Here is a 25,971-nt window from a genome sequence, read left to right on the forward strand (position 1 = left end):
ATAATGTCGTTGGAGTTCTGGATCATCCAAGTCCCGGGCTGGGCGCTGTTTTTCTACCTTCTGGTCGCTCAATGCAGCGCGGCCCTGTCGTACCGGCTGGGTGTGCGCATGGGCACGCAAGAACCCGCGGAGACAGTCGGTGAAATCGGCGTAGCTTTTTGGAAAGGCTATGCTTTTGCCGATCTGGTATTCTACACGCCTGTTCTTGGGGTTGCATTGTATGGGCATGCGTCGGGGGCGGATTGGGCCCTGTTCGCGCTTGCGGCTGTGCTTGGCATTACGGTCTATTGGCCCATTGCTTGTCTGCGCACGATTGTTGCTGCCCGCGATGCTGCTGGCTGGCAACTGCCGAAGGAGCGGGACTACTGGATCGTCTTACCAGCAATCACAGCGTGGGGCGTCTTAGCCCTTAGTCTGCTGTGGCCATAGTCCAGCCCAAGAGGCACGCTATATTTAGTAGCCGCCATAGAAACTTCACGTAAATGTAGAAATTTCCAAAAATTTGAGGTAATGTGTCTTCAACGCGAAAGGCCAAACCTTTCCAATCCGGTGGGAAAATCCCGCCTCACCCGAGCAAGGAAACGAGACAGTGACACAGCTTGAAACCTATACCGCCCTTGCGGCGCTTTGGCTTGGTATATCCTGGCTTCCCTACATCCTCGACCGGATCATCGTGCGGGGCTTGATGGGGGCCTTGGCCAATTACGATCCCGCCGCAAAACCACAATCCGCCTGGGCCCAACGGGCCATGCGTGCCCACAAGGTCGGAGTCGAGGCCTTCGTGGCCTTCGCCCCGCTGGCCGTCATGGCTATGATACGGCTGCCCGAGGATGGCTATCCCGGCGTGCTGGCCATGGCATGGTTCTACGCCATGATCGCCCATTATATCATCTACTGCCTTGGCATCCCGGTGGTGCGCACACTGGCCTTTGCCGTGGCTGCGGCCTGTACCGTGGCACTTGGCTTGCGATTGTTCGGCATGATCTGATTCAACGGCTCTCCCGAGGCCCTGCCTTTTTGCTCCCCTGGCAGGGTACAATGGCCGGTGCATTCCCCTTTCAGCCAAAAGGAAGTGCGCCGGCCTAGTTTTGCCCCTGCAAACTCGCGACGGCCCCTGCCAGAACCTGCAATCCAGCCACCAGATCACGCTCGTCTGTATCTTCTTCAAAGGCATGGCTGATCCCGTCGATTGATGGCACGAACAGCATCGCCACCGGCATCAACCGCGCCACGTTGGTCGCGTCATGCAGTGCGCCGGACGGCATTTCGCGCCAACGCCCCGGCACCACCAATTCGGCCGACAACTTCAGCGCAGTGCGCAGGTTTTCATCCATCGTCACCGGTTCGAGCCCCAGCATGGGTCCGATCTCCAACCCCAACTCGCGCGCCTCAGAAACCTCCTGCGCTGTTGCACGAATAATCTCTTCCATCCGTCGCAACCGGTCAGCATCGCCATCACGCCATTGCATCGAAAATACTGTTTTCCCCGGCACGATCGAATGGGCATCCGGGTGCAGGCTGACGTGGCCGATGGTCCAGACGGTTTGGGGTGTAACCACGTTCCGGAACCGCTCATTGATCAGAGCGTTGAACTCAGCGAGCCCCTGAAAGGCATCGCGGCGCAGATGCATCGGTGTCGTACCTGCGTGGTTCTGCTGGCCATCGAACGTGATGCGCATATCCCGGATGCCGACAATGTCGCTGACCACGCCGATGGCTTCCCCTGCCTGATCCAACCACGGCCCCTGTTCGATATGCATCTCGATGAACCCGGTGAAGCGGTCCGCATCAACCCAATCGCCGATCAAATGCGCCATCGTGCCCCGAGCCTCAGCCAGGGTCACGCCGTCGCGGTCGGTCAACTCGTCAGCCTGCTCCAGGTTCAACCCACCGGACCAAACCGTGCTGCCGGTGGTGACCCCGAACCGGCCTTCCTCATCCTGGAAGCTGACAACCGAGATGGGCGGCCCTCCGGCCTCGCGACTGGCCCGTGCCACTTCCAGCGCGGCAATTACACCCAGACTGCCATCCAGCCACCCGCCTTCGGGCTGGCTATCAGAATGCGAGCCCAGAAGCAGCGATGTCCCTTCGGCCAGCCCAAACAGGTTTCCCATCGGGTCGTAATGCGTCGTCAGACCCACCTCTTCCATCCGCCCACGCAACCATTCCCGCGCCTCGATATCGGGCTTGGAATAGGCCGGACGAACCACACCCTTTCCAATACCAGACGCCCCGAACTGGCGCAGGGTATGCAAGTCGGAAAGGAATCGGTCGGGATTTACGCTCAGTATCATGCTGCAGCCCCAAAGATATTCTCACGGTGAAAACGAAGGTATTCCGGATGCGGATGGTCTCTCGAATTGTCGGGCAGATGCAATCGCTCTGATGGTGAAATCAGCCGGCGCCGCACATCCGGCGAGACCTTGTTATCTGAAACAAGAATTTCATGCTCGGGTCCTACCGAGATCAAACCACGATCAAACATCCAATGTAGCGTTGCCGAAAGTGCCAGCCCGTTGGGCACAACATCTGGTCCGTCAAGCTTCACAGGTCGAATATGAGCGGCTTGAACCTCGGCCCTGCCCAGCCCATTGCGAAGGTCCAGGCCGGAAATCGCACAGCGACCTTTGTAGGCAGCCTTGACCATTCGCGCAAACGATTGATCTCTCGCTTTGCGAGAGGTGAGGACCTCACTGCGCAAGTCCGAAAGGCCCGGATAAACAAAGGGCTGCGAAGCCTCGCCAAACCCTCCTGCCACCACTCCCGGCGGGTCGGCTTCACGAGGAAGCGCCTCAGGTCCGCTCAGAGGATGCAACCCGGCCTGCACAATCTCGGAAAACTCTTCGAATGAAACACCTCTCACTGCCGAGACAGCATAACCGCCACTCATTGCGCGGCCGTCAGCCCCCCGCAAACTGTGCTCCCAAGCCCGCCCTAAGGGGTTGTTACGCGGCACAACCTGTTCAAATTGCCAAAGCGTGTCTCGTTCGAGCACGGCAAAGTAATGCCCGTCAGTTTCAGGGTCCGGAATTACCTCACGAACTTTCTGCACCGCGGTATAGCCCAACACTCCGGCCTTACCCTCATAGAAGACCACCCAGTCACCGACGCACGCTTGTACCCGACTCAGGTACATTTTGGGAAAGTGATACCGAACGCCTGGTTCATCTTTATAGATCGACCTCGGGTTTTGTATGAAGACTGCATTGGCCATACGGCCAAGAAGCACATCAATGGTCGGGTCGGCAAGAGCTACTCCGCCGCCACGGCCCCCTCAACCTTTTCGACCTTCACCGCCGAGAACTTGAACTCGGGGATCTTGCCATAGGGATCAACCGCCGGGTTGGTCAGGATGTTCGCTGCCGCCTCGACAAAGGCAAAGGGCAGGAACACCATATCCTCGGCCACAGCCCGATCCGCCCGCGCCATCACCTCGACCGATCCACGACGGGTGCTCAACCGGATCATGCCACCCGGCTCAACCCCCAACCGCCGCAACGTCTTGGGGTGCAGGGAACAATTCGCCTCGGGCTCCACGGCATCCAGAACCTTGGAGCGCCGGGTCATTGACCCGGTGTGCCAATGCTCAAGCTGCCGTCCGGTGGTCAGGATCATCGGATACTCCTCGTCCGGCGCCTCGTCCGGTGCAATTACGCTGGCGGGTGTAAACCTTGCCCGGCCATCCTCGCGCGGGAAGCCATCGCCAAACACGATATGCTGCCCCGGATCCTCGGGTGACAGCGACGGATAGGTTACTGCGTGCTCTGCCTCCAACCGGTCCCAGGTGATGTTGTCGAGCGAATGCATGCCGCGTTTCATCTCGGCAAACACATCTCTGGGACTGCCGTAGACCCAGTTGAGCCCCAGCCGCCGGGCCAGCTCGACCGTGATCGCCCAATCCTCGCGTGCCTCGCCCGGAGGGGGGACCGCAGGGCGGCCCATCTGAACCTGCCGATTGGTATTAGTGACGGTGCCCGATTTCTCGTAAAACGCCGAGGCTGGCAGGATCACGTCAGCATAATTTGCCGTTTCGGTCAGGAAAATGTCCTGCACCACTAGGTGTTCCAGCTTAGCCAGGGCCTCGCGCGCGTGATCCACATCCGGATCAGACATGGCCGGGTTTTCTCCCTGGATGTACATGCCCCTGATGTCACCGGCATGGATCGCATCGATGATCTCGGTCACGGTCAGACCCTTTTCCTCATCGTTGAAATCATCCGAGCCCCAGATGTGATTGAAGTTCTCACGAACGTGGTCGTCCATCACGCTCTGGTAATCCGGCAGGAACATCGGGATCAGCCCCGCATCTGACGCCCCTTGCACGTTGTTCTGCCCCCTGAGAGGGTGCAGCCCCGCGCCCGGCTTGCCGACATTCCCGGTCATCAGCGCCAGTGAAATCAGGCAGCGCGAATTGTCGGTACCGTGGATGTGCTGGCTGACGCCCATACCCCAGAAGATCATGCCCGCCTTGGCCCCGGCAAAGACCCGCGCCACATCGCGCAGCACCTCGGGTGCAATACCGCAAATCTCGCTCATCTCCTCGGGCGAGAAATCAGCCAGGTGCTCTTTCTCGGCCTCCCAGTTGTCGGTAAACCGCTCGATATAATCCTGATCGTACAGCTCTTCCTCGACGATCACATGCATGATCGCATTCAGCATCGACACGTCCGCGCCGGGCCGGAATTGCAGCATGTGTGACGCAAACCGACGCAACCCAACCCCACGCGGATCCATCACGATCAGCTTGCCACCGCGTTTCACAAACTGTTTGAAGTAGGTCGCTGCAACTGGATGGTTTTCCACCGGGTTACAACCAATCAAGATTGCCACATCGGCGTTTTCAATCTCGTTGAACGTGGCAGTCACGGCGCCCGAGCCGACATTTTCAAGCAGGGCCGAGACAGACGAAGCATGGCAAAGCCGGGTGCAGTGATCGACGTTGTTGTGGCCGAACCCCTGACGGATCAGCTTCTGAAACAAATAGGCTTCTTCATTGGTGCACTTGGCGCTGCCGAACCCGGCGACCCGCCTGCCGGTATCGTCACGCAACCGCGCCAGGCCCCCGGCGGCCACTTCCATCGCCTCGTCCCAGCTTGTTTCGCGGAACACGTCCGTGAAATTGCCAGGGTCAACGTTCAGCCCCTTCGCAGGCGCATCATCACGCCGGATCAGAGGTTTGGTAAGGCGATGTGGATGGTGGATATAGTCGAACCCGAAACGGCCCTTTACACAAAGCCGCCCTTCGTTGGCGGGCCCATTCAGCCCCTCAACATAAACAACTCTATCGTCCTTGACCTTGAGCGACACCTGGCAGCCCACCCCACAGAACGGACAGACACTTTCCACTTCGCGGTCGAAATCCGATCTATCCCCGCGCTCGCCCTCGGCCACGACGCTGGCCGGCATCAGCGCACCGGTTGGACAGGCCTGCACACATTCGCCACATGCGACGCAGGTTGAGCCGCCCATTGGGTCATTCAGATCAAATATCGGGTACGCGTCATGGCCGCGCCCTGCCATCCCGATCACATCATTGACCTGCACTTCACGGCAAGCCCGCACGCACAGGCCACAAGAAATGCAGGCATCCAAGTTCACCCGCATCGCGATGTGGCTGTCATCCAGAAGCGGTATGCGCCCCTTTTCCAGTTTGGGTAGGCGACTGGCCTCGATGCCACTCGCTTCGGCCATGTCCCAGAAATGTGCGTTCTTGTCGTGGGCCACGTCGCGCTCGGGCTGATCGGTGATCAACATCTCCACCACCATCTTGCGGGCACTCTCGGCGCGCGTCGAGTCGGTGGTAACGACCATCCCCTCGGCAGGCTCGCGAATGCAGCTGGCAACCAGTGTGCGCTCACCTTCGACCTCGACCATGCAGGCACGGCAATTACCGTCAGGGCGGTATCCCGGCGCGGGCTTGTGGCAAAGATGCGGAATCACCAAGCCCCGGCCATTGGCCACTTCCCAGATGGTCATGCCCTTCTCGGCCACAACCTCCTCGCCATCCAATGTGAATCGGACCCTATCATTCATCGCGCGTGCTCCTGTCCTTAAGCGTAGCATAAATCACGCTGTAACGCGCCTGCATCCCCCATTCCCGACCGCTGGGTGGCAATTCGCGCCACCCGCCCCTTCATCTTGCCAAAAATACTCCTGTGCGGAACGCTCCCCCGATTGCCACACGCGCCACACTCGAATATCGAATGCTCCGAAAGGACATTATCCATGCCCCACATCACCCTCGTGCGCCACGGTCAGGCCAACTCCATGGCCAAGGATGAGACCGGATATGACAAGCTCTCGGATCTTGGTCACCAGCAGGCCCGCTGGCTGGGGGAACATATCGACGCCACCGGAGAGCGTTTCGCCCGGGTCTATTCCGGCACCCTACGGCGCCAGGTTGAGACGGCACAGTCGATGGGCGCCGAACGTCACGCGCCGCTGGTGCAGGATGCACGGCTCAATGAGCTTAGCTATTTCGCCATGGCACAGATGATGCAGGACCAGCACGGGCTGCCGATTCCCGAAACCCGCGAAGGCTATGTTGAACACCTGCCGCAGGTCTTTGGCGCGTGGGAGCGCAACGAGATCGCCGACCCACCCGAAAGCTACGCCGATTTCACCGCCCGGATCGACGCCATGCTCGATGAAATCACCGCCTCGAACGGCCGCGCCCTGCTGGTGACGTCCGGCGGGGTGATCGCAACAATCCTGCGACGGGTGCTGAACCTCGATCTGATAGCCTGGAGCCATGTGGCGCTTTCGATCATGAACAGTTCGGTTCACCGCCTTCACGTGTTGCATGGCTATCCGACGCTGGCACATTTCAACGCCATCCCGCATCTGGAACACCGCGACCGGCAATTCGCCCAAACCCATCTCTAACCCTTCCGACGCGCGCATGTCAGGGCGCGGCGAAGGTCCCCGCATAGGAGCCGAAACATGACACATCTCTGGGTCCGCGCCGAACAGCGCCTGAACGAGGAACGGGTCGGCCTGACCCCCGAAGGCGCCAAGGCGCTGGTCGATACCGGTATCCGCGTCACGGTCGAGGAAAGCTCGGTCCGCGCCATCCCGCTGCAAGGCTACATTGACGCCGGGGCCGAAATCGCGCCGGAAAACTCGTGGGCGCAGGCACCCGCAGACGCGATCATTTTCGGCCTCAAGGAACTGCCCGAAGATGGCACCCCCCTTCCTCATCGCCACATCATGTTCGGCCATGCCTTCAAAGGGCAGTTTTCCGGCAAAGACCTGCTGCGCCGCTTCAAGGATGGCGGCGGCACACTATATGATCTGGAATACTTGGTCGACGAAGCCGGCCGCCGTGTTGCAGCCTTTGGCTATTGGGCTGGCTTCGCCGGGGCCGCGGTCAGCCTTATCGCCTGGGCTGCACAACAGAAGGGCGGCATCTGTGGCCCGGTTGGCGCCTACAAGAACAAGGACGCCATGCTGACCGGTCTGACCGCGCAGATGGACGCCACCGGCAAACCCCGCCCCAATGCCATCGTCATCGGCGCGCTAGGCCGGGTCGGCACCGGCGCGGCGGACCTGTGCGAGGCGCTCGGCGTGGACGTCACCAAATGGGACATGGCCGAAACTGCGAGTGGTGGCCCCTTCCCGGAAATCCTGCAGCACGACCTGTTTTTCAACTGCATCCTGGCCCGCCCCGGCACTCCGGTTTTCGTTCCGCAATCGGCGCTGACAGCGGATAGAAAGCTGACAGTCATTGGTGATGTCGCCTGCGACCCCGACAGCGACTACAACCCGGTGCCGGTCTATGACCGGGCCACGAACTGGGCCGAACCGGTTTTCCGCGCCCACGGTACGCCGATCACCCGTGCCCATGACGATCCCCCCCTCGACGTGATGGCCATCGACAACCTGCCGTCGATGCTGCCTCTGGAATCCTCGCAAGATTACGCAGAACAGCTCTTGCCATCCCTTCTGACCCTCTCCAATCTCTCGGATGGTGTCTGGGCACGCGCCGAGGCCGACTTCAAAACACACGTCGCGGAGGTTTGACATGACAATTCACTGGTGTGGCACCGGCCTTTCCACTGTTCCCGGTCTTCGCCGCCTGATCGAGGCGCGCCATCCCGTCACCGTCTGGAACCGGACCGTCGAAAAGGCACAAGAGGCGGTTGGCGATCTGACCACCGACATTCGTGCCTTTGACATGGAGGCCCTGACGGCAGCCACCAAGCAGGGCGATGTGGTGGTCTCGATGCTGCCTGGCGATTGGCACGTACCGCTGGCCGAGATGTGCCTGACTCAAGGTGCCAATTTTGTGTCCTCTTCCTATATCGCGCCTGAGATGAAGGCGCTTGATGACAAGTTCCGCAACGCCGGGTTGGCCTGTGTCAACGAGGTTGGCCTCGATCCAGGCATTGACCATCTGATGGCTCACAAGCTCGTGGCCGACTACCGCGCGTCGGACGCCTATGCCGCCGACAACGAGATCAGCTTCGTTTCCTATTGCGGCGGCGTACCGAAACACGCCAATGCCTTCCGTTACAAATTCTCCTGGGCCCCGGTCGGTGTACTGAAAGCGCTGCGCTCGCCCTCGCGCTCGATCCGCAATTTCGCCGAGCTCAACGTCTCGAAACCCTGGGACGCCATCAGCCGCTACGACGCACCCCTGCCCACTCCGGAAAGCTTCGAAGTCTACCCCAACCGCGACAGCCTGCCTTTCATGGAGGACTACCAGTTCGCCGCCGAGTGGCCAGTGCGCGAGTTCGTCCGTGGCACCCTGCGCCTGAACGGCTGGGCTGACGCCTGGGCCGAGATTTTCGACATGGTCGGCAGCGCATCGGACGAGCATCTGCAACAGGTCGCCAACAAGCTACTGGCAGAAAATGCCTATGATGAGGGCGAGCCCGACCGCGTAGTGCTCTGCGTCAGTCTCAAGGCCGAGAAAGACGGCCGGTCTGTCTGGCACAAGACTTACGTGATGGACGCTTGGGGCGACGCACGCGGCACAGCCATGGCTCGGCTGGTGTCGATCCCGGTCTCTCTGGCGATCGAGGCCGTCTTAAACCGTGAAATTCCCGCTGGAGTGTCCCCTGCGCCTTCCGATCCGAAGCTGGTGGACACTTGGCTGGCCGAGATTGACAAACTGGCTCAACATCTTGAAATCGTTACCGAGGTTTAAGCCGCGAACCAAAACGAAAACCGCGCCCGCAGGCCTTTCCTGCGGGCGCGTTGTTGTTTTCGCGAGTGGCAATCAGCGGGCGTTTACCCCCTTGAGCTGGTTCTGTTCCACGCTGGTTGTGAATTGGGTCACTTTGCGTTCTTGGCCATCATACCAATCGGCTTCCGGGCTATGCGACCGGCTATTGGCCTGCTCATAGTCACCCGATCCGGTTGTAAAAAGATGCTGAGCTGCATCCGGAGCGTCAACGGCGCGTTCGTAGGGGCCAACCATGGCCGAGGCGCCAGAAGCCAGAACGAGAGCGGTGCCAAAGGCTGCGATTGCGAGTTTCATGTCGTGGGTCCTTTCAAAAATACGGGAAGGTTTGGGGGGGGCAGCTTGGGTCAGCGCGCGTCTGCGCCAAGTTGAGCCGGAGCATTGGTCGAGAAAACGGTGACTTTCTTGATATCGTCGCCAGTCCAATCCGATTCCGGGCTGTTCGAAACGCTCGCGGTCTGGTCGACCGTATCGTTCCCGGTGGTAAAGAGATGCGTGGCAGCGGCCGGGTCTTCAACGGCGCGTTCATAGGGGCCGATCATGGCCGAAGCACTGGTGGCCAAAACAAGAGCGGTACCGAAGGCTGCGATTGCGAGTTTCATTGGTATGTCCTTTCGAGGTTCACTTGGGTTTGCGTGTCGATGATCGTGTCGTTCGATCTGCATCCAAAGTGAGCATTGGCCGGTCTGGTTTCAAAACACGCCTGTTCACCGCGCTGTGCGCAGATGGGAAAATCCCCGAACATTGCGCCCTTGGGGCGGAAAAGTGTTCTTTATATATTTAATTTCAGTATGTTACGGTGTGATGAAATGATCACTCCTGCAACATCACTCACAATTCACGAAAAGGTTTTCACGCCGTTATGCAATTCGTGAACACACGCATACAAAAAACCCCGGGCGTAACATCCGTAACCCGGTGGCTCTCTCGCAATTCGTGAGTGATGTTTCGGGATTATCCCCCGCGAACGAGGTCGTCTTCTTCGTCCACTGCCGAAAGGCCAAGTTCATCCAGCCCATTTTCCAGGTGGTCCGACAGGTGCGGCGTGCCCAGAAGATAGTCCGCTGTTGGCGTCGTCGCCTCGGCCATCGCGGTACGCTTGGCTTCTTCCAGGTCGTCGGCAGCGAAACTGTCGCGCCCGATCCACATGACCGCAACAAGGCTGGCCTGTTCTTCCTCGGTCAGCCGGTCGATGAACCCGCGAATCTCGCCCTCGGCCCGGTCAAGCTCTCGGGCCATCAGGATTACCTGGGCAATCTTGTAAACGGAAATGTCCAGCATCGGGTTATCCTCCAGGTCGCGCATTATCTTTATAGTCTGTCAAAGGTCCCGTCCAGACAATCCCGCGTCCTTGATCTGGCGCAAACTGGGGGGTGGAACACGTCCAATGGATCAAACTTGTGTTTCGGCCTTGCCCAGCGGCACAACCTTTGGGTCTTCCGGAGCCAGTTCCTCGAAATCGAAATTATCAAGGCGCTTAGCCCGCCGCCCGGCCTTGCTGGCCGAAATCTTGATGTCGGAAATATCCTTGGCCGCCTGCCCGAAATGCCGGTCCAGATTTTCGACCCGGGTCGAGAGCCGCTCCACATCCTGAAACAGCAACCCAAGCTCGCGTCGTATCGCACCCGCCTGCTCGCGCATGCGCGCATCCTTCAGAATGGCGCGCATCGTGTTCAGCGTCGCCATGCAAGTCGTCGGCGACACGATCCACACCCGCGCGGCAAACCCTTCCCGCACCAGTTCCGGGAAATTGGCATGTAACTCGGCATAGACTGCTTCAGAGGGTAGGAACATCAACGCCCCGTCGGCGGTTTCCCCTTCCAGGATATACCGCTCGGCAATCGCCTTGATATGGGTCCGCACCGACGCACGCATCATCCGACCCGCCTCGTTCAACTCGGTCTGGGTCTGGGCATTCCTGAGCGCCTCATAGGCCTCAAGCGGGAACTTGCTATCCACCACGATCGGACCCGGCGGGTTGGGTAGATGGATAAGAAGGTCGGCCCGCTTGCCATTGGAAAGCGTTGCCTGCGTCGTATAGCTGTCGCTGGGCAGCGCCTTGGACACGATGTCATTGAGCTGTATTTCCCCAAACGCGCCCCGGGTCTGCTTGTTCGACAGGATGTCCTGCAACGACAGAACATCGCCCGACAGCTTGGTGATATTCTCCTGCGCCTTGTCGATGGCCGCCAACCGTTGCTGCAACTCGCCCAGCGACTTCGCTGTACGTTGGGCACTGCCAGTCAGGTTCTCCTGCATCTTGCCCGACACGTCGGTCAGCCGCTTTTCCATCAACTCGATCATGCCCGCCTGCGACGCCGCTTGCGCCTCGCTGACATGGGTCAGCCCACCCGCCAGTTGCTGCTGCCCGTCCGACAGATGTTCCACCCGGGCGCTCATCGTTGCCAGTTGATGCACCAGCGGCTCTGTCGCCCGCGCTGTCCGACCAGCCGCGCGCAACGCCATGATCAGTAGGATCAGAAACAGCAACAGAACCAACCCGCCCGCGAGGGCCAGCAGCTCCATATCCGTCAACACATGTCCGCCGATTTCGATCATGTCCGCCCGAACAGCCTCTCGATATCCTTGAGCTTCAGCTCGACATAGGTCGGTCGCCCGTGGTTGCACTGACCGGAATGGGGCGTGGCTTCCATCTCGCGCAGGAGTGCGTTCATTTCCTCGCCGCGCATCCGCCGCCCGGAGCGGATCGACCCATGACAGGCCACCCGGCTCAGGATCGCCTCAATCTTGGCTTGCACGGTCAGGCTCTCGCCCAGATCATCCAGCTCATCAAGGATGTCACGCAACATCTTCCCGGCATTGACCTCGCCCAGGATCGCCGGGGTTTCACGCACCGCAATCGCTCCGCCGCCGAACGGCTCCAGCGTCAGTCCCAGCCGGGTCAGGTCATCGACCAACTCCATCAGCCGGTCGCAATCGCCCTCGCTCATCTCGACAATCTCGGGGATCAACAACGCCTGTGCCGCCACCCCTTTTTCGGCCATCTGTGCCTTCAGTTTTTCATAAACCAGCCGTTCATGGGCCGCATGCTGATCGACGATGACGATACCGGTCTCGGTCTGGGCAATGATGTAATTCTCGTGCACCTGCGCCCGTGCCGCGCCCAGCGGCAACCCCTCGTCCGGCCCTTGCGTGCCAAGCTCGGATTCGACCACCGGCTCCACTCGCGCGCTTGTCGCATCAGCAAATCCCGGCGCCGAATACTGAGGCGCCTGCGCCTGATAGGCCATCGACAATGATTGCCTTGACGCCCGATCCATCTGGTAAACCCGCGCCGGACCCTCTGCCGGTTCAGGCCGCATCGCCCCCAACGTCGCGTCCGCCACTGTTGACGACGCCCGGTGCCCGGCATCTGCCAACGCATGGCGCAACCCGCTGACGATCAATCCGCGCGCAATGCCCGGTTCGCGGAAACGGACTTCGGATTTTGCCGGGTGGACGTTCACATCCACCAGATGCGGATCGCATTCGATGAACAACGCCGCCGCCGGGTGGCGATCCCGGCTGAGCAAATCGAAATAGGCCGCCCGCAACGCGCCATAGAGCATCTTGTCCTTCACCGGGCGGCCATTGACGAACAGGTATTGCGCCAGGGACGAGCCGCGCGAATAGGTCGGCAGCGCCGCATAGCCGGTCAGCATCAACCCCTCGCGCTCGGCTTCGATCCGGAGCGCGTTCTCGGCAAACTCGCGCCCCAACACCCGCGCCAATCGTCCATGCAGCGCATCAAACAGCTCGCCCTGTTCGGCGTCGGCGCGAAACACCTCGCGTCCTTCACCGCCCTTCGAAACGTCACGAAGAACGAATCCAACATAAGGTTCGGCCATGGCCAAACGTTTGACCACATCACCAATCGCCTGTGACTCGGCCCGGTCCGAGCGCATGAATTTCAACCGCGCCGGGGTAGCGTGGAAAATATCGCGCAATTCGACCACCGTACCTCCATTCAAGGCCGCAGGTTTCACCGCGCTCATCTCACCGCCTGACACCTCGACCCGCGCGCCATCCTGACCCGCGGCCCGCGTGGTGATTGAAAGCCGGCCAACCGCGCCGAGCGACGGAAGAGCTTCTCCCCGAAAGCCAAAGGTATGAATGTCGAGCAGGTCCGTGCCGTCGATCTTCGAGGTCGCGTGACGGCTCAATGCCAGCGGCAGGTCCTCGGGTGCCATGCCACAACCATCATCCGTCACCCGGATCAGCGTCTTGCCACCATCGGCAATCGCTACCTCGATCCGGCGTGCACCCGCATCAATGGCGTTTTCCACCAGTTCCTTAACGGCACTGGCGGGCCTTTCAACAACCTCTCCCGCTGCAATCCGGTTGATCGCGGCATCGTCCAACTGACGAATTTGCGGGCGGTTTTCGCCTATTTGGGGCCTGGGTTCGGACATGACGCAATATTTAGCACGTCAGGCCGCGATTCGACCAGTGAAAGCAAAGATGCACAGTTAATATTCCAATTCTTGAAAGTTAATCGCCAAACCTCTACCTAACGCCGAAACGGAATCGCCCAGACCAAAAGGAAATACCCATGAAATCCGAAACCATCGGCACCGCCACGTTCGAGACCTGGACCCCCGAGGAAACCCGGAAAGCGCTCGACGCCAACGAGATCGTCCTGATCGACGTGCGCACCCCGCAAGAGTTCATGTTCGAACATATCGACGGCGCGCTTTTGCTGCCGATGTCGTTCTTCCGCGCCGACAAATTACCGGGCCAATCCGACAAGCGGATCGTGTTCCACTGCGGCTCGGGCGTGCGCTCGGCCATGGTGTCGAAGAAATGCATCGAAGCGGGTTTCGAGTTGATCGCCCATGTCGAGGACGGCATGGCCGGCTGGAAAAAAGCCAAGCTGCCGCATATCGGCACCAACATGGCCACCGGCGCACCGCAGGAAATTGTTCCCAAGGCCGACTAAGCCATCCTCACAAACGCAAAAAGGCCCGGGCAATCCACCCGGGCCTTTTCCTTTTTTGTGTCGGAAATCAGCCTTTGGCGAATTCCGGATAGGCTTCCATGCCCAGTTCGGCCGAGTCGAGACCGTTGATCTCAACTTCTTCTTCGACCCGCAGGCCCATGATCGCCTTGATGATGAACCACACCACCAGCGAGGCCACGACGGTGAAGATACCTACCACCACGATCCCGTAAATCTGAGCACCGAAGGACGCATCGCCATTGGTCAGCGGCACGGCCAGCGTACCCCAGATACCGGCCATCAGGTGAACCGGAATGGCACCGACAACGTCGTCGATTTTCAGCTTGTCCAGGAACGGAACCGCGAAGACCACAATCACGCCACCGACCATACCGATCAGGGTTGCAGCACCCAAGGTCGGCGTCAGCGGTTCGGCGGTAATCGACACGAGGCCGGCAAGCGCACCGTTCAGCACCATAGTCAGGTCAGGCTTCTTGTAGATCAGCTGCGTCAGGATCAGTGCCGCGATGGCGCCACCGGCAGCCGCCGCGTTGGTGTTCGAGAAGATCCGGCTCACATCCGCCACATCGCTGACGGTCCCCATGGCAAGCTGCGAGCCGCCATTGAAGCCGAACCAGCCCAGCCACAGGATGAATGTACCCAGCGTGGCCAGCGGCAGGTTCGAGCCCAGCATCGGAATGACACGGCCATCCTTGTACTTGCCAAGGCGCGGGCCGATCAGCAGGGCCCCCATCAGCGCCGCCCAGCCACCGACCGAGTGCACAACTGTCGAACCGGCAAAGTCCTGGAAGTTGGCTGCGTCAAGGAAACCACCGCCCCATTTCCAGCTGGCTTGCAGCGGATAGATAAATGCGGTCAGAACGATCACGAAAGCCAGGAAGGGCCACAGTTTCACGCGCTCGGCCACGGTACCCGACACGATCGATGCCGTGGTGGCACAGAACATCAGCTGGAAGAAGAAGTCCGAACCGGTCGAGGCATAGCCGATATCGTCGGCACCCGCCGCGGTTACACCCACGGATTCAAGAACACCCGGACCCCAGACACCCGACAGAACGCCATCAACCGCCCATGTGCCCAGCGGGTACATCAGGTTATAGCCGATCAGGTAGTAGAAGATTGCGGCCAGTGAAAACAGCGCCACGTTCTTGGTCAGCTGCATGGTCACGTTCTTGGAGCGCACCAGTCCCGCTTCCAGCATGGCAAACCCGGCGGCCATCCAGAACACCAGGAACCCGCCGATCAGGAACAGGACCGAGGTGTAGATGAAATCACCGTTGATGAAGGGCGCATAGGTGGCCGCGATGGCATCCGAGGCCGCCGCTGCCGCATCTTCACCGCCGTCCAGCGCCTCTTGCGCCGCTGCGGCTGCCGCATCAAGCGCTTTCTGCTTGATCATGTCTTCAGGCGTCACAAAGGCCGCTTCTGCTGCGGCGACGGCTTCAGGCGAGGGTCCCTCTTCGGCCATTGCAGGCGTGAACGCCCCGAATACCGCGATCATGGCAAGAGCCCCTGCCATCAGGAGTGTTAGAAATCGTTTCATTGGTCTTTCCTTCATTTCCCGGGGACGCCTCAGATCGCGTCCTGGTCGGTTTCGCCGGTGCGCACGCGCACGGCCTGTCCCACGTCGAGTACGAAAATCTTGCCGTCACCGATCTTGCCGGTGCGCGCGGTGCTGGCGATGGTCTCGACCACCTGGTCGACCGTCTCGGCGGACACCACGATTTCAAGCTTGATCTTGGGCACAAAATTCACCGCGTATTCCGCACCGCGATAAATCTCGGTATGGCCCGACTGTGCGCCGAAGCCCTTGATTTCCGTTACCATCATGCCGCGCACGCCAATATCGGTCAGCGCCTCGCGGACCTCTTCAAGCTTGAATGGCTTGATTGTCGCTATGATGAGTTTCACCTCAAATCCCCTTCGATTGCGCCGGCGAAACCGGCCATGTTGCAGGTGCAGCATTTCTTGGCCGCAGGGTGGAACGGAAGAAACCGACCCGAATTTTCGCGAAAATTCCTGGCCAGCCGCTCAAAAAACAGGCGCAATCGGGAATTTGACGCTTTTTTAGTCAGCGCCGGTACGCTCAGGGGGAAAACTCCCCCTCAACTTTTCGGCAAGCGGCGGTTAAGGTGGCGCAAAGAACAAGCTCCGGGCAGGGCAGAAGATGAGTAATTCAGGTCGTAAGAAACCGCCCCTCGTGGCGGACAGGCGCTATCCCAAGGGCGCCGCAAAACCCAAACCCAAAGCAAAACCGAAAGCCAAGCCCAGGAAAGTGGCACGCAAAAGAACGCGCAAACCCGCCCGCAAGCGCAACTTCATCGTCGCCTTCTTCCTCGGAATTTTCGGCCTGATCTTCCGCATCGTCTGGGGCTTCAGCTGGCGAATCGGCCTGATCACGGCGGTGATCATCGGCCTGGCCGTGGGGTATGTCGCCTATACGCTGCCACCGGTGGATCAACAGTTTGACGGGCGCGCCCGGGGCTCGGTCACGCTTCTGGATGCCAAGGGTGATGTCTTTGCCTGGCGTGGCGATCAGTTCGGTGGCGTGGTCACCGCCCAGTCGGTCAGCAAGCACTTGAAAAACGCCGTTGTCGCCACCGAGGACAAACGGTTTTACCGTCATTTCGGGCTCAGCCCGCGCGGCATCGCCTCGGCAGTTCGCATCAACCTGCGCGAAGGGCGCGGGCCGCTTTCAGGCCACGGTGGCTCGACCCTGACTCAACAGACGGCGAAACTGCTCTGCCTCGGCGTGCCGTATGACAAGGCAACCTGGAAGACCGAAGCCGAATACGAAGCCGACTGCCGTCGCGGCTCGCTCGCCCGCAAGATCAAGGAAGCGATCTATGCGATGGCGATGGAGGCCAAGTATTCCAAGGACGAGATCCTGACGATCTATTTCAACCGCGCCTTCCTTGGTGCCGGTGCCCGCGGGTTCGAGGCCGCAAGCCAGCGCTATTTCGGCATTTCCGCCGCCGAGTTGAGCGCCCAACAATCCGCCATGCTGGCCGGGCTTCTGGTCGCACCTACCCGTTTCGCGCCCACCAACAACCTCAAGCGCAGCCAGGACCGGGCCGAAACGGTGCTCAAGCTAATGAATGAACAGGACTACCTGTCGGACAGTGAACACGCCCGGGCGGTCGCCAACCCGGCACAATTGTCTGAAGCTGCCCAGAAAAAGGCCGGGGGCTATTTCGCCGACTGGCTGATGGTGACGGGTCCCGAGTTCTTTACCCGCGACACCACCGAAGACGTGATCATCCGTACGACACTGGATCAGCGCATTCAAACCGCCGCCGAAGAGGCGATGCGCCATATCTTCGAAACCAAGGTCAAAGAAGGCTCAGAAGCACAGGCCGCCATTGTGGTGATGTCCGCCGATGGTGCCGTGCGCGCCATGGTCGGCGGCCGCAAAACCAAGGTCACGGGCGAATTCAACCGCGCCACCATGGCCAAGCGCCAAACCGGATCGTCGTTCAAACCCTTCGTCTATGCCGCCGCGCTCGACCTGGGGCGTAGCCCGCTCGACCTGATCGAGGACGCGCCCTATTGCATCAATGTCCCGGGCTCAGGCGAATGGTGCCCCAAGAACTATACCCGCAAACACTACGGCACCGTGACGTTGACGGACGCGTTGAAGAACTCGCTCAACATCCCGGCGGTGAAGCTGGCAATGGACTCGGGGTTGGATATCGTGCGCACCGTGGCCGAGCAATTCGGCGTCCACAGCGATCTGGCACAGGGACCCGCCTTGGCGCTTGGCGCCTCCGAAGCCTCGTTGCTGGAGATGACCGGGGCCTATGCCGGAATTCTCAATGGCGGCAGCTCGGTCACCCCCTATGGCATGACGGAATTGCGTCTTCTCGGTGCCTCAGAGCCGATCTTCTCGGCCAGTTCGGGCATCGGTGAAAGGGTAATCCAGGAGAACACCGCGGCCCAGCTGATCTGGATGATGAACAAGGTCGTGACCGAAGGCACCGGTAAACGCGCCGCCCTGACCGACCGTCAGGTCGCAGGCAAAACCGGTACTTCGAACGCGGCCAAAGACGCATGGTTCCTAGGGTTCTCGGCCGACTACGTCACGGGGGTCTGGATGGGTTATGACGACAATGAACCGTTGAAGAACGTCACAGGTGGCGGCCTTCCCGCCGAGATCTGGCACGAGACCATGTCCCGGGTGCACGAGGGCCTGCCGGCACGCCCCCTGCCCATGCGCGCACCAGACCCGTCATTGGCTCAGCCCGTGGATAGTCAGGGGCTGCAACCCCTCTTTCCATTAGGAAATCGACCGCGCACCACACGGGATGCAGTCGACAGCGTCCTGAAAGATGTGTTGAACCCTGCGGACAATCGCTGAATGGTTCGTACAGGGCTTAGCTGGCCTTTTTCAGGTCCTTGATCAGCGCATCGATATTCCCGCGACGTTTGTCCAGCATTGCGCCGATCTCGGTACGCTCGGTCAGCAGCATGTTCACCCCCTCGATGAAGAGGTTGAAGAACTTCGCCTTTCCCGACCGGTCCGACACCAGGAAGGTCACCTCGAACGGGGCCTCTCCACGCAGATGCGCGATGGTTTTGACCTCGAAGAAATTCTTGACCTTACGGGCCTTCCGGACCTCGATCTTGCCGCCGATGAATTCACGGAAACGTTTGCCGTATTTGCGGCTGACATAGACTTGGAACGCTTTGGTAAAGGCGCTCAACTGGGCCTTGGTGGCGCGACGGGCATCGACGCCCAGCGCGTATCGCGCAATCGTCGGGACATCCGAGTAACGCACGAAGATCTTCTCGAACTTCTTGATCTTCTGCGCATCCGATCCTCCATCGTCGATAACCTTGTTGATGTCGGCGACGATCGCATCGACCAGGCGCTTGGCGCTGCTTGCGTTCATTGCCATGGCCGGGCGTGCAGCAGCAGCCAACGCTAGGGAGGAAATCATGCCCATAAGGGCGCTGCGACGGGTAGGTTTATTCGGCATAAGGGTCACCATAGGGGTCATCGTAAGGGTCGACATAAGCACTGTCATCGTCACCGCCAAGTTCGAACCGGCGATTTTGCAAATAGATCAGCCGCGCTTGAGCATAAGAATCGGCACTATCATACAATATGGAATCGATGGTTTCGGAATACCGCCCCCGATCGCCCACCTTTGCTGCTAGGGATGCACCGGTACCGTAATACTTCTCCGGGCTGGGCAGGACATAACTGAGCGGGTTGGTGAACAGGTCTACCACCTTGCCCACGGCATCGCGCTCAGTAGACGGGCCCAGAATCGGCAGCTCGACAAAAGCCCCCTCGGGTACCCCCCAGACATGCAGAGTCTCACCGAAATCGGTTTCAACCTCGTGGGCACCGAAAGCGCTTGCCGGGTCGCCCAGTCCACCGATGCCGAAAACCGTATTGAAGGCGAATCGGAAGGTGTTCTGAAATGCCCCGCCCAAATTGCCCTGAAGCAGGTTGTTGACCACAGTACCCGGCAGGCTCAGGTTCGAGGCGAAGTTAGACACCGTATCTGCCACAGGGGCCGGAATGGCCGTGGAATAGCCCTTGCCCGCCGGGCGAAGCAGTCTCCGGTCGATGGTCCGATTGAACTCGTGATTGCTTCGGTTCACCGTTTCATAAGGATCGTGAATCCCATCCGGCGCCTCGCCGGGTCCCGGCACACTGCACGCCGACAGCACAACGACGGCAGCTAGTACCGCCAACCCCCGCACCCAACGGCGCAGTTCAAAAATTTGCGTGGCATGCAGTTGAAACAATAGAATTACCGCCCTGAAACCTTTAGTCTCTACTTAATTGTTGCAACGATATTGCCCAGAGCGCCTTTTGCCTTCAACGAAAGATGTGGCAGATTGGCGACAAACATCACACGGGACATCTCCCAATCAAAGGAATTTGCCCCGGAATTCGGGCAGTTGAACGAAAAAACGCCATGCGCAGAAACTCGCCGCCCATTGAAACCGGCCTTGCCGAATTGCGGGATGCCCGCCGCCAAAGCCGCGGGCTGTACTGGGCTGTGGGGTTGTTTGGCGTCTTCGTCAACCTGCTGATGCTGACAGGACCGCTTTACATGCTGCAGGTCTACGACCGGGTATTGGGGTCGCGTTCAGTGGCGACGTTGGTAGCGTTGTCGATCCTCGTTTTGTTTCTCTACCTCATGTACGGGCTCTTGGATTTTGCCCGCGGCCGGGTGATGGCCCGCGCCGGGGCTCGGTTCCAGGCCCGGCTAGATGGCCGGGTGTTCGACGCAGTGTTACGCAAATCCTCACTGGTCGGGCCTCAGGAAACCGCCTCCAACCTTGCCGATCTCGAAGCGGTCCAGCGGCTGATGTCCTCGCCTGCCCTGCTGGCGGTGACCGATATCCCTTGGACCCCGTTCTTCCTGTTCGCGATCTTCATCTTTCATCCCTGGCTGGGCACGCTCGCCATTCTGGGTGGAGCCGCCCTGATCCTGCTGGCCGTGATCAACCAATGGGTCTCGCGTGCACCGCTGAACCGCGCCGGGACCGCCGGCATCCAGGCCGACCGCATGGCCGGAAACCTGCGCGAAGAAGCCGAACTGGTGGTCTCTCTGGGCATGCGCGACGCTGCCTTCCGCCGCTGGGAAACGGGGCGAAAAGACGCGCTTGCGGCTCAGGTGCACGCCACCGATCTCAGCAGTTCCTTCACCTCTGTCTCCAAAAGCTTCCGGCTGCTGCTGCAATCGGCGATGCTGGGCCTTGGCGCCTATTTGGTGTTGCAAGGGCAATTGACCCCAGGCGCGATGATCGCGGGGTCCATCCTGCTAGGCCGAGCCCTTCAGCCGGTGGAACAGACCATCGCTCAATGGGCCTTGATCGAACGCGCCCGGCGCGGTTGGCACGGCCTCGCTGTGCTTCTCTCCGAAGTTCCACCTGAGGCCCCACGCACGGCGCTGCCGCGTCCTCGTGCACGCCTCGATGTACAGCAACTGACAATCGTGCCACCCGGGCAAAGCACCGCCAGCTTGCGCATGCTGTCGTTCAAACTCGAACCCGGCACGGCACTGGGTGTGATCGGCCCGTCAGGGGCGGGTAAATCCACCCTCGCTCATGCTCTGACCGGCGTCTGGCGTCCGGCTGGCGGCTATATCCGCCTCGACGGTGCGGCGCTCGATCAATACGATCCCAACGTGTTGGGCGGTTATGTCGGCTACCTGCCCCAGCGAGTGCAACTGTTCGACGGAACGATTGCCGAAAACATTGCCCGGCTGTCTCCTGCACCCGATGACGCCAAGGTGGTCGAAGCCGCGCAAAAGGCCGATGCCCATGACATGATCCTGGGAATGCCACGTGGTTATGACACGCAGGTCTCGGCAGCAGGCGGACGTCTTTCCGGCGGGCAAATCCAGCGCATCGGCCTGGCCCGCGCGATGTATGACAACCCGGTCCTGCTGGTGCTGGATGAACCCAACTCAAACCTCGACAACACAGGCTCGATCGCTCTGAACAAGGCCATCCGCGCGATGAAGGCAAAAGGCGGCTCGGTCATCATCATGGCGCACCGCCCGGCGGCCATCCAGGAGTGCGAATTGCTGCTGGTGCTCGAAGGCGGCGCCCGCAAGGCCTTTGGCCCGCGGGACGAAGTGCTGCGTGAGACCGTGCAGAACGCGGCCCAGATCGCAGCTGCCCGCAAACCCGGAGGAATCCAGTGATGACAGGTGATGAGACAAAAGCCTGGTCCGCCCGATGGCCCCTGCTGATCGGCTTCCTGGGCGTTGCGATCCTGCTGGGCGGTTTCGGCACATGGGCCGCCATGACCCAGATTGCCGGTGCGGTTGTGGCCCCCGGTCAGATCGAAGTCGATCAGAACCGTCAGGTCGTCCAGCACCCATATGGTGGCGTGGTGGCGGACATTCTTGTGGACGAAGGCGACACGGTCGAGGCCGGAGCAGTGCTTATCCGACTAGACCCAACCGAACTCAATTCGCAACGTGCCATCATCGAATCCGAACTGTTCGAGATGATGGCGCGCAGCGCCCGGCTCAAGGCCGAACGCGCCGGCACCGACGTGCTGGATTTTGACCCCGAGCTTCAAGCCCGCGCCGCCAAGGACCCCGACGTCAAGGAATTGATGGAGGGGCAGGCCAACCTGATGCGTGCCCGCTCCGTTTCGATTGCCCGTGAAACCGAACAGCTCTCGCGCCAGCGCGATCAGCTCAGCAGCCAGATCAAGGGTATCGACGCCCAGGCCGCGGCACTCAAAACTCAGTTGAGCCTGATCGGCGAGGAACTCACCTCGCAGCAATCCCTGCTCGACAAGGGCCTGGCACAGGCCAGCCGCGTCCTGTCACTGCAACGCGAAGAGGCCCGCCTGTCCGGTACCGTGGGCGAGCTGACGGCACGCAAGGCCCAGACCGAGGAACGTATCACCGAGATCGAGATCGGCATTCTCAAACTCGACAGCGAACGCCGGGAAGAGGCCATCACCCAGCTGCGCGACCTGCGCGTGCGCCAGCTTGAACTCCTGGAACAACGCCGCGCCGTGAACGAACGACTCGATCGTCTGGTCATCACCGCCCCGGTGGCGGGCGTGGTCTACAACATGACCATCTTTGCGCAACGTGCCGTGATCAGCCCGGCGGAACCGTTGCTCTTCCTTGTGCCACAGGACCGCCCGCTGGTGATTTCCGCCATGGTCGACCCAATCCATGTGGACATGGTTTATGTCGGACAGGAGGTCACCCTGCGCTTCCCGGCCTTCGACCAACGCGACACGCCTGACATATTCGGTCAGGTGGCCACCCTCTCGCCAGATGCCTTCCGGGATGAGACCACCGGCGCCACCTTCTACCGCGCCGAGATCGTAATGAACGAAGGAGAGGCCGCACGCCTGCCCGAGGGCGCCAGTCTGATCCCAGGCATGCCGGTCGACAGCTTCATCCGCACTGATGACCGGACACCAATTGCCTATCTTCTACGCCCCCTCACGGTCTATTTCTCCAAAGCCTTTCGCGAAAGCTGACGCAGGACACCAGCGCAAGGTCGCGCAACGTCTCGCCAACACCCCCGCGATGCACTAGCGTCAGCGCGATTCGAACGTTTTCAAAAGGACTGCACCCATGTCACAGATCGAAGCCCGCCTTGCCGAGCTTGGCATCACCCTGCCTGACGCTCCGGCCCCCGCCGCCAACTATGTTCCCTTCGTTCAGGTCGGCGACATCGTCTATGTCTCGGGGCAGATTTCACGCACCGATGACGGGCTGATCACCGGCAAGGTCGGCACCGATCTGACCACCGAGGACGGCGCCGCCGCCGCCCGCACCTGCGCGCTTCAATTGCTTGCCCAGGTCAAGGCGGCCTGCGACGGCGACCTCGACCGCCTGGTGCGCGTCGTCAAGCTGACCGGTTTCGTCAATTCCACTCCCGACTTTTCCGAACAGCCTCAAGTCGTCAACGGCTGCTCCGACTTCCTTGTCGAAGCCCTCGGCGAAGCTGGTCGCCACTCCCGCTCAGCGGTTTCGGCTGGTGCGCTGCCGTTAGGTGTTGCTGTGGAAATCGAAGGCATCTTCCAGATCAAGTAATGCCCACGCTCCCTCCTGCGTTTCTTAACCGCCCCCTGGCCCACCGTGCCCTGCACGACGTGTCCAAGGGGCGGCCCGAAAACTCGCGTGCGGCCATCCGCGCGGCGATCGACGCCGGCTATGGGATCGAGATCGACCTGCAACTGTCTGCTGACGGGCGGGCGATGGTGTTTCACGACTACGACCTCGGGCGGCTGACGCCCGAGACCGGCCCGATCCGCCAGCGCAGTGCGTCAGAGTTGGCAAGACTTCCCCTCAAGGGCGGCGATGGCGAAACAATCCCAACTCTGACGGATGTTCTCGACCTGATCGCTGGCCAAGTACCCCTTCTCATCGAGATCAAGGACCAGGACGGTGCCATGGGCTCTAATGTCGGCCCCTTGGAATATGCCACGGCGCAGGCACTTGCAGACTATGACGGACCGGTTGCCCTGATGTCCTTCAACCCGCACGCAGTCGAGGTTCTGTCCCGGCTTCTGCCCGATTTGCCCCGGGGCCTCACCACCTGCCGCTACAATCCGCTCGAATGGCCACTTCTGCCCGACGCCACCTGCGATCACCTGCGGCTAATTCCTGATTACGACCGGGTCGGCGCCAGTTTCGTCTCACACAATGTCGAGGACTTGCATAACCCACGCCTGACCGAGTTGCGCGTGCAAAATGCCAACATCCTGTGCTGGACCGTCACCTCGGCAGAGCAGGAGGTCGAGGCACGCAAGGTGGTCGACAACGTCACCTTCGAGGGTTACCTCGCTTAGCCCGCTACTTGCTCCTGGCTCCGCCCTGTCGGATAGTCGGGCAATGGACGGCGACACCGCAATCGAAATACGCTTGCTCACTTCCCTCTCGCAGATCGACGCGCGTGACTGGGATGCTTGCGCCTGCCCCGAGGCCGCGTCGGGCGGTGCCCCAAATGACCCCTTTACCACCCACCGGTTCCTCTCCGCTCTCGAACAGAGCGGCTCGGTCGGCCCCGGCACCGGCTGGCAACCGCAATACCTGACCGCATATCTGGAAGGGAAGTTGATTGCCTGCGCCCCGCTCTATGCCAAGTCCCATTCCCAGGGCGAATACATCTTCGATCACAACTGGGCCCATGCCTATGAGCGCGCCGGAGGCCGGTACTATCCCAAGCTTCAGCTTGCCGTGCCTTTCACCCCTGTCACAGGCCGCCGCCTGCTCACGCGTTCCGAGTTCGAAACCACCGGTCGAAATGCCCTGATCCAGGGCGCGGTTCAGATTGCCAGCCAGAACGAAATCAGCTCACTTCACGTCACTTTCTGCACCGAAACCGAGGCACAGGCGGGCCAGAAGATGGGCCTGCTGCACCGCACCACACAGCAATTCCATTGGGAGAACGCGGGCTATGCGGATTTCGACGCATTTCTGGCCTCGCTCAGTTCGCGAAAACGCAAGAACATCCGCAAGGAACGCACCCAAGCTCAGAATTTCGGCGGGCGTATCCTGGCATTGTCCGGCGACGATATCGGTCGCGAGCACTGGGATGCCTTCTGGCAGTTCTACCAGGACACCGGCAGCCGTAAATGGGGCTCGCCCTACCTGACCCGCAGCTTCTTTGACATCGCCCATGAAACCATGCGGGACGACATTCTTCTGGTCCTCGCGGAACGGAGCGGTCGGTACGTTGCTGGTGCCCTCAACTTCATTGGCCGCGACACGCTTTACGGCCGCTATTGGGGTTGTGGCGAACATTACCCCTGCCTGCATTTCGAGCTGTGCTATTATCAGGCCATCGACTTCGCCATCATCCACGGCCTGTCCCGGGTCGAGGCCGGGGCGCAAGGCGAACACAAGCTGGCGCGCGGCTATTTGCCCACCACCTGCCATGCGCTACACTGGGTCGCCGATCCGGGCTTTGCCGATGCGGTGGCGCAGTATCTTGAAGCGGAACGCGAGGCCGTGGCTGAAGAGATCGAGGTGCTCACCACCTTTGGCCCGTTTCGCAAATCAAACGAGGAGGATCACGATTGACCGAGCTTCTCTCAACCACCGCCCGCGACAGTCTGCTTGCGCCGCTGTTTGACAATGGTTGGACCTTGATCGAGGGCAGTGACGCGATCACCAAGACCTACAGGTTCGATGATTTCGCCGGTGCGTTTGCCTGGATGACCCACGCGGCTATCTGGGCCGAGAAATGGAACCACCACCCGGAATGGACCAATGCATATAACAAGGTCGCGGTGACCCTGACCACCCACGACGTTGGCGGCCTGACATCGCTCGATGCCAAGCTCGCCCGCAAGTTCGACAGCCTCTGACGA

The 25,971-nt window shown here is 60.5% G+C and carries 25 protein-coding genes; 13 read left to right on the forward strand and 12 right to left on the reverse strand.

Annotated features, from left to right (window positions below; translation table 11 throughout):
* Positions 1 to 3: 3 nt before the first annotated feature.
* Positions 4 to 429, forward strand: coding sequence for a hypothetical protein (locus RXV86_RS09400; protein ID WP_316299241.1), 426 nt, complete (start codon positions 4 to 6; stop codon positions 427 to 429).
* 160 nt (positions 430 to 589) lie between these two features.
* Positions 590 to 988 (forward strand): MAPEG family protein, encoded by a 399-nt coding sequence (locus RXV86_RS09405; protein ID WP_316299242.1) that lies wholly within the window; start codon positions 590 to 592, stop codon positions 986 to 988.
* Positions 989 to 1,082: 94 nt separating this feature from the next.
* Here the strand turns inward: RXV86_RS09405 and RXV86_RS09410 are convergent, their stop codons facing one another.
* From RXV86_RS09410 to fdhF, 3 genes are read right to left on the reverse strand one after another with little or no spacing between them, the layout of a single operon-like run.
* Positions 1,083 to 2,288, reverse strand: a complete 1,206-nt coding sequence (locus tag RXV86_RS09410) for a Zn-dependent hydrolase (protein ID WP_316300223.1) — start codon at positions 2,286 to 2,288, stop codon at positions 1,083 to 1,085.
* A gap of 2 nt (positions 2,289 to 2,290) precedes the next feature.
* The gene (locus tag RXV86_RS09415; RefSeq protein ID WP_316299243.1) at positions 2,291 to 3,214 is read right to left on the reverse strand and encodes an HNH endonuclease; all 924 of its coding nucleotides are present in this window, start codon (positions 3,212 to 3,214) and stop codon (positions 2,291 to 2,293) included.
* A 38-nt stretch (positions 3,215 to 3,252) separates the two neighbouring features.
* Positions 3,253 to 6,033 (reverse strand): formate dehydrogenase subunit alpha, encoded by a 2,781-nt coding sequence (gene fdhF, locus RXV86_RS09420; RefSeq protein ID WP_316299244.1) that lies wholly within the window; start codon positions 6,031 to 6,033, stop codon positions 3,253 to 3,255.
* A 192-nt stretch (positions 6,034 to 6,225) separates the two neighbouring features.
* Here fdhF and RXV86_RS09425 point away from each other — a divergent pair, with 192 nt between their 5' ends.
* The 3 genes from RXV86_RS09425 to RXV86_RS09435 are packed head-to-tail and all read left to right on the forward strand — an operon-like array spanning position 6,226 to position 9,151.
* Complete coding sequence (locus RXV86_RS09425) at positions 6,226 to 6,885, forward strand: histidine phosphatase family protein (RefSeq protein WP_316299245.1); 660 nt, start codon at positions 6,226 to 6,228, stop codon at positions 6,883 to 6,885.
* Between the two features lie 57 nt (positions 6,886 to 6,942).
* A complete protein-coding gene (locus RXV86_RS09430) occupies positions 6,943 to 8,022 on the forward strand; it encodes a saccharopine dehydrogenase (protein ID WP_316299246.1) in 1,080 nt (359 codons plus the stop codon).
* A gap of 1 nt (position 8,023) precedes the next feature.
* A complete protein-coding gene (locus tag RXV86_RS09435; protein ID WP_316299247.1) occupies positions 8,024 to 9,151 on the forward strand; it encodes a saccharopine dehydrogenase family protein in 1,128 nt (375 codons plus the stop codon).
* 72 nt (positions 9,152 to 9,223) lie between these two features.
* Here RXV86_RS09435 and RXV86_RS09440 read toward each other — a convergent pair whose 3' ends face one another.
* The 5 genes from RXV86_RS09440 to mutL all read right to left on the reverse strand — a co-directional run bounded on the left by RXV86_RS09440 (position 9,224) and on the right by mutL (position 13,599).
* The gene (locus RXV86_RS09440; protein WP_316299248.1) at positions 9,224 to 9,484 is read right to left on the reverse strand and encodes a hypothetical protein; all 261 of its coding nucleotides are present in this window, start codon (positions 9,482 to 9,484) and stop codon (positions 9,224 to 9,226) included.
* 50 nt (positions 9,485 to 9,534) lie between these two features.
* Positions 9,535 to 9,789 (reverse strand): hypothetical protein, encoded by a 255-nt coding sequence (locus RXV86_RS09445; protein WP_316299249.1) that lies wholly within the window; start codon positions 9,787 to 9,789, stop codon positions 9,535 to 9,537.
* A 352-nt stretch (positions 9,790 to 10,141) separates the two neighbouring features.
* On the reverse strand, positions 10,142 to 10,468 hold the full coding sequence (locus tag RXV86_RS09450) for a DUF3775 domain-containing protein (RefSeq protein ID WP_316300225.1): 327 nt from the start codon (positions 10,466 to 10,468) through the stop codon (positions 10,142 to 10,144).
* A gap of 111 nt (positions 10,469 to 10,579) precedes the next feature.
* A complete protein-coding gene (locus tag RXV86_RS09455; RefSeq protein ID WP_316299250.1) occupies positions 10,580 to 11,746 on the reverse strand; it encodes a DNA recombination protein RmuC in 1,167 nt (388 codons plus the stop codon).
* Positions 11,743 to 13,599 (reverse strand): DNA mismatch repair endonuclease MutL, encoded by a 1,857-nt coding sequence (mutL, locus tag RXV86_RS09460; protein WP_316299251.1) that lies wholly within the window; start codon positions 13,597 to 13,599, stop codon positions 11,743 to 11,745. Before mutL ends, RXV86_RS09455 begins: the two co-directional genes overlap by 4 nt.
* Before the next feature lie 140 nt (positions 13,600 to 13,739).
* On the opposite strand from mutL, the gene RXV86_RS09465 reads away from it, so the two are divergent.
* On the forward strand, positions 13,740 to 14,126 hold the full coding sequence (locus tag RXV86_RS09465) for a rhodanese-like domain-containing protein (protein ID WP_316299252.1): 387 nt from the start codon (positions 13,740 to 13,742) through the stop codon (positions 14,124 to 14,126).
* A 67-nt stretch (positions 14,127 to 14,193) separates the two neighbouring features.
* Here RXV86_RS09465 and RXV86_RS09470 read toward each other — a convergent pair whose 3' ends face one another.
* Positions 14,194 to 15,546 carry an ammonium transporter gene (locus RXV86_RS09470; protein ID WP_316300228.1) on the reverse strand — a complete coding sequence of 451 codons (1,353 nt, stop codon included), beginning with the start codon at positions 15,544 to 15,546 and terminating at the stop codon, positions 14,194 to 14,196.
* A gap of 173 nt (positions 15,547 to 15,719) precedes the next feature.
* Entirely contained in the window at positions 15,720 to 16,058 is a 339-nt protein-coding gene (locus tag RXV86_RS09475; RefSeq protein WP_316299253.1) for a P-II family nitrogen regulator, read from the reverse strand.
* A 256-nt stretch (positions 16,059 to 16,314) separates the two neighbouring features.
* Between RXV86_RS09475 and RXV86_RS09480 the strand changes: the two genes are divergently transcribed.
* Positions 16,315 to 18,504, forward strand: coding sequence for a PBP1A family penicillin-binding protein (locus RXV86_RS09480; protein WP_316299254.1), 2,190 nt, complete (start codon positions 16,315 to 16,317; stop codon positions 18,502 to 18,504).
* Between the two features lie 16 nt (positions 18,505 to 18,520).
* Here RXV86_RS09480 and RXV86_RS09485 read toward each other — a convergent pair whose 3' ends face one another.
* Both RXV86_RS09485 and RXV86_RS09490 read right to left on the reverse strand, forming a co-directional pair.
* The gene (locus tag RXV86_RS09485; RefSeq protein WP_316299255.1) at positions 18,521 to 19,126 is read right to left on the reverse strand and encodes an ABC transporter substrate-binding protein; all 606 of its coding nucleotides are present in this window, start codon (positions 19,124 to 19,126) and stop codon (positions 18,521 to 18,523) included.
* Complete coding sequence (locus RXV86_RS09490; RefSeq protein ID WP_316299256.1) at positions 19,116 to 19,853, reverse strand: VacJ family lipoprotein; 738 nt, start codon at positions 19,851 to 19,853, stop codon at positions 19,116 to 19,118. Before RXV86_RS09490 ends, RXV86_RS09485 begins: the two co-directional genes overlap by 11 nt.
* Positions 19,854 to 20,080: 227 nt before the next feature.
* On the opposite strand from RXV86_RS09490, the gene RXV86_RS09495 reads away from it, so the two are divergent.
* The 6 genes from RXV86_RS09495 to RXV86_RS09520 all read left to right on the forward strand — a co-directional run bounded on the left by RXV86_RS09495 (position 20,081) and on the right by RXV86_RS09520 (position 25,968).
* Positions 20,081 to 21,820 carry a type I secretion system permease/ATPase gene (locus RXV86_RS09495; RefSeq protein WP_316299257.1) on the forward strand — a complete coding sequence of 580 codons (1,740 nt, stop codon included), beginning with the start codon at positions 20,081 to 20,083 and terminating at the stop codon, positions 21,818 to 21,820.
* On the forward strand, positions 21,820 to 23,130 hold the full coding sequence (locus tag RXV86_RS09500) for an HlyD family type I secretion periplasmic adaptor subunit (protein WP_316299258.1): 1,311 nt from the start codon (positions 21,820 to 21,822) through the stop codon (positions 23,128 to 23,130). The genes RXV86_RS09495 and RXV86_RS09500 overlap by 1 nt, the downstream gene beginning before the upstream one ends.
* A 97-nt stretch (positions 23,131 to 23,227) precedes the next feature.
* A complete protein-coding gene (locus tag RXV86_RS09505) occupies positions 23,228 to 23,689 on the forward strand; it encodes a RidA family protein (RefSeq protein ID WP_316299259.1) in 462 nt (153 codons plus the stop codon).
* Positions 23,689 to 24,447: a glycerophosphodiester phosphodiesterase family protein gene (locus RXV86_RS09510; protein WP_316299260.1), complete on the forward strand. Its 759-nt coding sequence runs from the start codon at positions 23,689 to 23,691 to the stop codon at positions 24,445 to 24,447. Before RXV86_RS09505 ends, RXV86_RS09510 begins: the two co-directional genes overlap by 1 nt.
* Before the next feature lie 43 nt (positions 24,448 to 24,490).
* On the forward strand, positions 24,491 to 25,681 hold the full coding sequence (locus RXV86_RS09515) for a GNAT family N-acetyltransferase (RefSeq protein ID WP_316299261.1): 1,191 nt from the start codon (positions 24,491 to 24,493) through the stop codon (positions 25,679 to 25,681).
* Positions 25,678 to 25,968: a 4a-hydroxytetrahydrobiopterin dehydratase gene (locus RXV86_RS09520; RefSeq protein WP_316299262.1), complete on the forward strand. Its 291-nt coding sequence runs from the start codon at positions 25,678 to 25,680 to the stop codon at positions 25,966 to 25,968. Before RXV86_RS09515 ends, RXV86_RS09520 begins: the two co-directional genes overlap by 4 nt.
* The last annotated feature ends 3 nt before the right edge of the window (positions 25,969 to 25,971 follow it).

It is taken from the genome of Aliisedimentitalea sp. MJ-SS2 (genome assembly GCF_032586155.1).
Taxonomy (GTDB): Bacteria; Pseudomonadota; Alphaproteobacteria; order Rhodobacterales; family Rhodobacteraceae; genus JAWHTC01.